The following is an 8,210-nucleotide window of genomic DNA, read 5'->3' on the forward strand; positions in this document are numbered from 1 at the left end:
ACACGACGCACTCACCGCCCCCATTAGATCCACCCCCGCCCCCAGCGCCGCCGTCCCCGGCCCCGGTGACAGGCGACCCGATCAAACTGCCCACACAGACGAGCCCGCCGCCGGTCCAGGTAATCGACGCCTCACCGCCAGACGGGGCGCCGTCCGGTGGGCCGCCGTCCGGTGTGGGCTTCCCGAAGTGTGGTGCCGACGTCGTGGTGGGACGCCTCCTGGAAGTTCTCGCGGGCGGCACGCTGGCGGGCGTATCAGTCCCAGGCGAAGCGGTCACCGCCGGGGCCGCTACTGCGGGAATTCTGGGTGGCGCGTCACTGGTCTATAACGGCGTCGATGGATTGAAAAACTGCAAATGAAAAGCTGCAAATGACTCTCATCATTGTTGCCCTTGTCGTAGCCATACTGGGAGTGGTCATCGGACTCACTGCCACCAGGGCCCTAAAGCGCCGGGCTGCGAATCCCCAACAAGCCGTGCAAAGGTCACGAGCTCTCACCGCCTCCATGATGCTGATTGGCGGCGTCATCCTTCTCTTCGACGCTGCCGCAAGCGCAAGTCATCGGTATTTCAGCATCGTGGTCGCGGCGATCCTGGTGGTCACATCAATCTTGACGTTGCGCAACAACAGGAAACGCGAGACTGGCAGCACTCCGTGAGCCCGCACCCTCGGCGGCGGTGGCTGCTCATGCCAATGAGCTACCACGGGGGCGGCTGGCCGCTACAAATCCACGATGAATTCGGCCTGACTCGCTCGGCGTTTCCGCCTTATGGGCGGCGTAGCCTTCACGCAATTCTGCTAAATGAGTCGATCCACCCATGAGATATACGATCCTCGGCCATGTGCCGTAGAGATCATCTCGACTATTCACCCCTGCAGCTGGAGGACAGGTTCGCCGACGAGGACGAGACGGCGCTGGCGGCCTCCGCATAGTCCCTATTGACCGATGATCCCGTGCACCCCGTTCAGGGCGTCAACGCACATGCCGGTCACTTGTCCGCTGTTCTTGATCCGCGTCAGTTGGGTGCCGCGGGCGCCTGCGACATCCACCACGCTGAACGCGCCACCTGTGAGAACGAAGCCGTGGCTGACGCCGTCGGCATTGTAGTAATTTCCGGCTACGTCACCCGCGTCGTTCATACCCCACGTAATTGTGTCCATGGCGAGGGGAAAATCGACTGGAGTGAAAACGCCCCCCCGACGGACGAATCCGTGGGGGCCGTTCGCGTCCGAATAGGCACCGACGATGTCGCCATTGGCATTTATACCCGTGGCCAAGGTGCCGGTGGCGCCCGGGAAGTCGATCGCGGTGTACGTCCCACTGCTGTAGAGAAATCCGTGCTGGGCGCCGGCGGCGTCCAGGTAGGCACCGACGATTCTTCCGGCGTCGTTGATGCCGATGGCCTGCGTACGAGTGGCTTGTGGGAACACGATGTCCGTGAAGGCGCTGCCGGCGTTTCTGAAGCCGCGAGTCTTTCCGGCCGGGTCCTCGTAAGAACCGACGATCGTCCCCGCTGCAGTGATGCTTAGGGCGAAGCTCGAGGTCGCGTTGGGGACGGTGAGGACACGGTAGGCGCCGCCCTTGAAGGTGAACGCGCTCGCCCGGTATGGACTGTTCGTGTCCATGAAGAAGTAGCCCACCGCGGTCGTTCCGTTGGTGTCGGCAACGAACGACCACACCGCGGCCGGATAGTCGACGCTCGCGAACGCGTATGCCTTCACCGCCGCCAAACCTTGTTCCACGGCGTTCTCGGCGGTAGGCGCGGTGCGCTCGACCGCGAACCTGGGCCGAAGATCCAAGAGATCCAGCAGGGCAACCGGATCCTGTCGTCCTGATACATCTGTTATTGCCATGAGCGTTGTCCTTTCACCTCCGCATAGCGTCTATTGACCGATGAGACCGTGCGCCCCAGTCAGCGCGTCGGTGCAGACACCCGTGACGCGGCCGTCGTTCTTGATCCGAGCCAGTAGGGTGCCGCGGGCGCCCGCGACATCGACCACGCTGAACGTTCCGCCCGAGAGGATGAAGCCGTGGTTGATGTTGTCGGCGTTGTAGTAATAGCCGGCTACATCACCCGCGTCGTTGATACCCCAGGAGACCGTGTTTTTGGCAAGGGGGAAATCGACTTTAGTGAAACCGCCGGCCCGACGCACGAATCCGTGGGCGCCGTTCGCATCCCAATAGACTCCGGCAACATCGCCGGCGGCATTGATACTCGTGGCGACGGTGCCGGTGGCGCCGGGGAAGTCGATTGCGGTGTACGTCCCGCCGCTGAAGAGAAATCCATGCTGTTTGTTGGCGGCGTCCACGTGGGTACCGACAATGCTTCCGGCGTCGTTGATGCCGGCGGCCTGCGTGTAAGTGGCGTTCGGGACATCGATCTTTGTGAAGGCGCCGCCGGCGTTTTTGAAGCCATGGCTTTTTCCAGCCTGATCCTCGTACACGCCGACGATCGTTCCCGCCGTATTGATACCCGCGGCGAAGCTTGAGATCGCGTTCGGAACGGTGAGGATGCGGTAGGCGCCGCTTGTAAAGGTGAACGCGGTCGTGCGGACTGGACTGTTGGTCGGATCCAGGACGTAGTAACCCACCGCGGTGGTTTTGTTGGTGTCGCCAACGAACGACCACGCCGCGGCCGGATAGTCGACAGTCGCGAACGCGTATGCCTTCACCGTTGCCAGACCTCGTTCTACGGCGGTCTCGGCGGGAAGCTCGGTGTGCTCGGCCGCGGGCCTGGGCCGAAGATCCAATAGATCCAGCAGCGCAACCGTGTCGCGACGGACCGATACCTCTGTTGTTTCCATGAGCTTTCCTTCCCTACCGGTTATTGACCGAACGTAAATTCGCAGGCCCGCCTGGATCACGCGTAGTCGACTACCTCTGTTGGATCAGTCCCAGCCCACGATCGGTGCTGCGCGGGCCGAGGAGCCCGACGTCGACGCAGCTGCACAATCACGACCGCCGAGCCGGAGAACACCGCCGGACCGAGCGCCGCGAGCGCGGGCACGGCGATGAACGGCAGCACGCGGCGCGGGTGCGTGGCCGATGCAGGCCGCGATCTGGGTAGCCGACCGAAACAGAATCGCGGGAGATGCACATCACACCACCTATAGCGCGCACGGGCTGAACCCGTTCGCGCTCGGTTTCGTGGTGTTTACGGGCTCAGCACCTACCGCGCATCTCGCAGAATCGCGGCGGTAGCGTGTCGCCCAGCCGCCAGTTGGGTTAGCTGGAAGAGGTGAGTTTCGGGATGAAACACCCGACGGTAAGTCTTGTCGACGTCGCGACATATCTGCCCGAGAACAGGGTTCCCGCGTCGTATTACGCCGAATATGCCGAGTCCGACGATCTGCGGGACAATCCCATGTTTCGACCACCGGATTTCCGTCACCACGCGTCGATGGGCGAGTCGAACGTCGACATGATCGAGCGGGCGACGAAAGGGTTGGTGAAGCGGCACGGGGTCGATGTGCTGGCCGGTGTCGACGTGCTGCTGACGCACTCCCAGCTGCCCGATCTCCCGATTGTCGGTGCAGGCGGCGAGCTGGCCCATCGGCTGGGCATGGTCCCCGAGTACATCATCGACGTCCACAACGGCGGGTGTGCTGCCTTCATCCTGATGATGAAGCTGGCGTCCCAGTTGTTGGCGTCCGGCGCGGGGCAGACCGCGCTGATTGCCTGTGCGCAGAATTCGGCGGGCAAGGTCTTCGAACAGGCGCAGGTCCGCAAGCTCGCGCAATCGTCGGTACCCGGCGATGGGGCGGCGGTGGGTCTGCTGAGTCTCGGCGATGATTCACCGATCCTGGACATCGAATGCCAGTACTACGGGGAAAACGCCGGCGACATGGGCTTGGCCGCCGATCCGCCACGGGAGTGGTGGCAGGCGGGCGAAGGCGAGGGATACGTCAGCTTCAACGAGAACAAGATCATGAAGGTGATGTCGCGGGGCAACCGGCAGGTTCCCCGCGTGGCCCGGCGCGTTTGTGACCGCATCGGCGTCAAGTCCAAGGATCTCGACCTCCTGGTGACCAACCAGCCCAACCGCGTGTTTCTCCGCAACTGGGCCGAGGCACTCGAGGTGCCGTTCGAACGGCACCGGGACACATTCCAAGAGTGCGGGAACCTTTTCGCTGTTGGTATGCCGGTCAACTTCGAGGCGGCGATCGATGAAGGACAGGTCAAGCCCAGCGACATCGTCATGATGGCCGGGTTCGCGCACGCCGGTGACTTCGCCGCCGCAGCAGCCATTCGGTGGGGAGGAAGACCACCGAGAGGGGGTTGTGATGCCGACGCCGACAGGTGAATCGGCCCCGGTCGACACCGTGACGCGTGAGCTGATCGACCTCATCCAGCGCGAAGTGGAGGTCGACGGCCTCACGGCAGACTCGGCCCTCAAGGTCCCCGGCATGGATTCGCTGAAGTTCATGTCGGTCGTCGTCAGGATCGAGGCGCAATACGACATCGAACTCGATGAAGACGACGGCGCAGATCCTCAGACCATCGGCGAACTCGCGGAGTTGGTGGTCCGCCGAATTCAGGAGCAGCTGTGAAAGGCGCCCCCGCGATTCCTCCTAAGTACGAGACGCTCAACGCCATGCTGGCCGCGGCCGCGCAGAGCCGCGAGAGCCTCATCTTCGTCAACCGCAGGGAGCAGGAAGAGGCGGTTTCGATGGCGCGCATCCGACAGCGCGCGCTGTCGATCGCTGCGGATCTGATGGACCGCGGGGTGCGTAAGGGCGATCGCGTCGCGCTCGTGCTGCCCACCTCCCCGCAGTTCGTGGAGACCCTCTTCGGTGTGCTGTTAGCCGGCGCGATCCCGGTGCCGGTGTATCCGCCCTTCCGACTCGGGAAACTCGACGAGTACCACGCCAAGACAACGGCCATGTTGAAAGCGGTGTCAGCGGTCATGGTGGTGACCGACGAACGCATCCGCAGGCTTCTCGGGTTCGCGGTCGAAGCTGCGGCTCCGTCCCTGGGCTGTGTGACCGCATCCGGCTTGGGCGGCAAGGACTCCGGCGAGACGGAGGTCGCTGCGGACGCCGTGGCATTGATCCAGTTTTCGTCAGGCACCACCAATGATCCGAAGCCGGTGGCCCTGTCCCATGCGAACCTGCTGTCGAACCTGGCCGCAATCGAGCCCCTCGTCACCCGTCCGGGACGGCGGGACGTCGGCGTCACCTGGCTGCCCCTGTACCACGACATGGGCTTGATCGGCAATCTGTTCTCTTCGTTCTACATACCGGCCACCCTCGTGCTGCTGCCGCCGGAGCTGTTCGTCGGGAGGCCGGCGATCTGGCTGCGCGCCATCTCGCGACACCGCGGCACGATCTCGGCGGCGCCGAACTTCGCATTCGGATTGTGCCTCAAACGGATTAGCGATGACGAACTCGATGGCGTCGACCTCTCCTCCTGGAGCGTTTGCTTGAATGGTGCCGAGGCGATCAGTGCCGAGGTTCAGCGGCTTTTCACCGAGCGATTCGAGCGTTGGGGTTTTCGCGCCGAGGCGCTGACGCCCTGTTACGGGATGGCGGAAGCATCACTTGCCCTGACCTTCAAGCCCTCGGACACCGCCTTCCGCTCGCTAGGCGTGGACACCGAGAAACTGGCACTCGACGGCATCGTCGAGCCGGGAAGCAACGAACTGGTTAGCGTGGGTCGTCCAGTGGCCGGTGTGGAGGTCGAGATCCGCGACGACAACGGCGTAGCGCTGCCCCCGGGTCGAGTCGGTCACGTGCACGTACGTGGACCCAGCGTCATGGCAGGCTATTTCGGCCGTGCCGATCTGACGGATCAGGCGCTGGCCGACGGCTGGTTGAAGACGGGTGACCTCGGATTCGTCTATGACGATGAGCTTTTCGTCTGCGGGCGTCAGAAGGACATCATCATCGTGCGCGGCGCTAACCACGCGCCGGAGGAGTTCGAATCCGTGTTGGACACGCTGGACGGTGTGCGCACCGGGTGCACGGTGGCCATCGGATTCATTCCCGAGGGCGAACACGACGAGGCGCTCGCAATGCTGGTGGAGACCGCGGGCGAGGAGTCCCCGACGCTGGGTGACGAGGTGGCGTCCCTGCTTGAGGAGCGCACCGGCATCCGGCCGGCACAGGTGGAGTTGCTCGCACCGGGAACCCTGCCGCGAACCAGCAGCGGAAAGCTACGTCGACGCGAGGCTCGCGCCCAGTGGCTGGCAGGCACGCTGGCACCACCGAAGAAGGTTTCGGCCGCAGGACTTCTGGTGGAGGCCGCTCACGGAGAACTGCGTCATACCCGGGCGACGTTCGCCCGCCTCCTCGCCAAGAAGTCCTGAACCGTCGCAGCGTTGCGCTCTACATTCCGGGAGAATCGCTGATCCGCTGGCTCTGCGCTGAGGACGTGGCCAGCTCGGCAATAACCAGGGCATCGGGCGGCTTGCCCCTTGCTGATCTTGCTGCCCGAGCCGTCCAACGACCGCCACGCGATACACGCCCGCGGAAGAGACCCTCCGCCAGCGTGTCGAGGGCTACCCTCTCCTTGTATGGCGACGTTTCAGGATTCCGATAAAACACACCGCGTGCCGGTCGAGGCCCTTCATTCCGGGGACCCGATCACTGATGTTGATGGCGATGGCCACTGCTACAAAGTCTTGGAGTCCCGAGCTCTCGACGGTGGCTGCGTAATCCTGGAGCTCGAATCCAAGCTCAACAACGAATTACGAGTGATCGAGAAGTCGTTCCCCGTCGGCTACCTTGTTGGCCGGTGGGTTCCTCGTCACTACTAACCTCAGGCGTCACTTATACCCCAGAGGTCACTTATACCCCCGGGCGTCCCCGGGCACCACTTATAACCCTCGGCGAGACGATGGCCGCCTTGCCGACAAACAAGCGACCATCGTGTTGTCCACCTGACCTCATAGAACAGAGAACCATGTGCCCGGGCGTCGTATCTCGCGTTGCTTCGTCCACCGGATGCGGGCAGACTTGTGGTGATCCTTTGGATCGGGTCGGGGGCGTCTTGTAAGACACAACCCGCAGGGGGATACGCGATGCGGAATCTCAAGAAAGTCATGGCAGCAGCCGCCATCTCAGGTGCCCTGGGACTCGGCGCCGTTGGATTCGGCGCAGGTCCGGCAACCGCCGACGATGGGTGGGGGCCGTGGGTTCCATGGGTGCCGTGGCAACCCGGCGAGATCATCCATGACTGGGTGCCGTGGGGAGGCTGGCACGGCGACGGCCACTGGGGCCACTGGGGCGGTGGCGAATGGGGCGACGACTAGCCAACCGCTAGCGCAACCACCGAACCGCTAGCCCGAGCCGCTGCCGGCCAAATTACTGGCTCCGGTGCGCCTGCCGGCCGAATTACTGGCTCTGGTGCACCTTAGGGCTGCGGTTCGGCACCTGAACGTTGCCGGGGCCATAGAGGTTGTTCGACAAGCAACCGGGAATGCCGCTGCACCGAGTCAGCAAGTCCTGGCTCGGTGCGCCGGCCGGCGGCCCAGGGGCCTGGGCGGGGCAGTTGCTCTGCACCGGCGCGCCCTCTTGGAGCAAGTTCATGTTCACTTCGCCGGGGCAATCGGCGAGCGTCCGGGCAGGTGCCGAACCGGCGAAGACGGCAACCAGCGGCACGGCGGCAATCGCGGCCACACAGCCGCCGGCGGCAATCAGTCGTGTCGAGAGTCGAACCGTCGCCATTTGCACCCTCCGTCGTTCCGTGACACCCGACTGCAAGCATTCTGCACAGAACTCGGCCCATGTGCGAGCCCTGTCAGCAGAAGCTACCGCACCAGGCGCCTCAACAGGGCAGATGCGGCGGCAATTCCGACGATGGCCGCGCCCACCAACACGCCGACGTCCAACCACGCATTCGACGGAATTCCAATCAGCAGCGTGCGTAGCGCGTTGACCTCGTAGCTCAGCGGGTTGACCTTGCTTAGCCAGCGCAGCCACTGCGGCATCACATCGACCGGGTACAGCGCGTTCGACGCGAAGAACAAGGGCATCGTGATGGCCTGACCGATGCCCATCAGGCGGTCGCGGTTTCGCACCAGCCCGGCCAATGTCATCGACAGACATGCAAAGAACGCCGAGCCGAGGACGACAACACCCATCGCGGCCAGGATTCGCAGCGGATTCACCGTCATCTGCACGCCCGTCAAATACGCCAGCGCGATGACGCCGATCACTTGCGCCACCGATCGCACACCGGCCGCGAACGACTTGCCCGTGATCAGCGCC

The 8,210-nt window shown here is 63.8% G+C and carries 9 protein-coding genes; 5 read left to right on the forward strand and 4 right to left on the reverse strand.

Annotated elements, in window-relative coordinates:
- Positions 1-935: 935 nt before the first annotated feature.
- Both VE759_RS08715 and VE759_RS08720 read right to left on the reverse strand, forming a co-directional pair.
- The gene (locus VE759_RS08715) at positions 936-1,721 is read right to left on the reverse strand and encodes a hypothetical protein (RefSeq protein WP_324930433.1); all 786 of its coding nucleotides are present in this window, start codon (positions 1,719-1,721) and stop codon (positions 936-938) included.
- 162 nt (positions 1,722-1,883) lie between these two features.
- Positions 1,884-2,864 (reverse strand): hypothetical protein, encoded by a 981-nt coding sequence (locus VE759_RS08720; RefSeq protein WP_324930436.1) that lies wholly within the window; start codon positions 2,862-2,864, stop codon positions 1,884-1,886.
- A gap of 386 nt (positions 2,865-3,250) precedes the next feature.
- On the opposite strand from VE759_RS08720, the gene VE759_RS08725 reads away from it, so the two are divergent.
- The 5 genes from VE759_RS08725 to VE759_RS08745 all read left to right on the forward strand — a co-directional run bounded on the left by VE759_RS08725 (position 3,251) and on the right by VE759_RS08745 (position 7,252).
- Complete coding sequence (locus VE759_RS08725) at positions 3,251-4,303, forward strand: ketoacyl-ACP synthase III family protein (RefSeq protein WP_324930438.1); 1,053 nt, start codon at positions 3,251-3,253, stop codon at positions 4,301-4,303.
- On the forward strand, positions 4,284-4,550 hold the full coding sequence (locus VE759_RS08730) for an acyl carrier protein (RefSeq protein WP_324930440.1): 267 nt from the start codon (positions 4,284-4,286) through the stop codon (positions 4,548-4,550). The genes VE759_RS08725 and VE759_RS08730 overlap by 20 nt, the downstream gene beginning before the upstream one ends.
- A gap of 44 nt (positions 4,551-4,594) precedes the next feature.
- Complete coding sequence (locus VE759_RS08735) at positions 4,595-6,307, forward strand: fatty acyl-AMP ligase (RefSeq protein WP_324930443.1); 1,713 nt, start codon at positions 4,595-4,597, stop codon at positions 6,305-6,307.
- A 207-nt stretch (positions 6,308-6,514) separates the two neighbouring features.
- Complete coding sequence (locus VE759_RS08740) at positions 6,515-6,757, forward strand: hypothetical protein (protein WP_324930446.1); 243 nt, start codon at positions 6,515-6,517, stop codon at positions 6,755-6,757.
- A 264-nt stretch (positions 6,758-7,021) separates the two neighbouring features.
- On the forward strand, positions 7,022-7,252 hold the full coding sequence (locus tag VE759_RS08745) for a hypothetical protein (protein ID WP_324930449.1): 231 nt from the start codon (positions 7,022-7,024) through the stop codon (positions 7,250-7,252).
- 82 nt (positions 7,253-7,334) lie between these two features.
- Here the strand turns inward: VE759_RS08745 and VE759_RS08750 are convergent, their stop codons facing one another.
- Both VE759_RS08750 and VE759_RS08755 read right to left on the reverse strand, forming a co-directional pair.
- Positions 7,335-7,667, reverse strand: coding sequence for a hypothetical protein (locus VE759_RS08750; protein ID WP_324930452.1), 333 nt, complete (start codon positions 7,665-7,667; stop codon positions 7,335-7,337).
- Between the two features lie 83 nt (positions 7,668-7,750).
- Positions 7,751-8,210 (reverse strand): ABC transporter permease (locus tag VE759_RS08755; RefSeq protein WP_324930455.1); only part of this gene is annotated, 460 nt, incomplete at its 5' end.

The sequence above is a fragment of the Mycobacterium sp. genome (genome assembly GCF_035640695.1).
Taxonomy (GTDB): domain Bacteria; phylum Actinomycetota; class Actinomycetes; order Mycobacteriales; family Mycobacteriaceae; genus Mycobacterium.

Excerpts from the sequence above, each read along its gene's own strand:
- VE759_RS08725 (WP_324930438.1), top strand. The coding sequence starts at position 3,251 with ATGAAACACCCGACGGTAAGTCTTGTCGACGTCGCGACATATCTGCCC.
- VE759_RS08730 (WP_324930440.1), top strand. The coding sequence starts at position 4,284 with ATGCCGACGCCGACAGGTGAATCGGCCCCGGTCGACACCGTGACGCGT.
- VE759_RS08735 (WP_324930443.1), top strand. The coding sequence starts at position 4,595 with ATGCTGGCCGCGGCCGCGCAGAGCCGCGAGAGCCTCATCTTCGTCAAC.
- VE759_RS08740 (WP_324930446.1), top strand. The coding sequence starts at position 6,515 with ATGGCGACGTTTCAGGATTCCGATAAAACACACCGCGTGCCGGTCGAG.
- VE759_RS08745 (WP_324930449.1), top strand. The coding sequence starts at position 7,022 with ATGCGGAATCTCAAGAAAGTCATGGCAGCAGCCGCCATCTCAGGTGCC.
- VE759_RS08750 (WP_324930452.1), bottom strand. The coding sequence starts at position 7,667 with ATGGCGACGGTTCGACTCTCGACACGACTGATTGCCGCCGGCGGCTGT.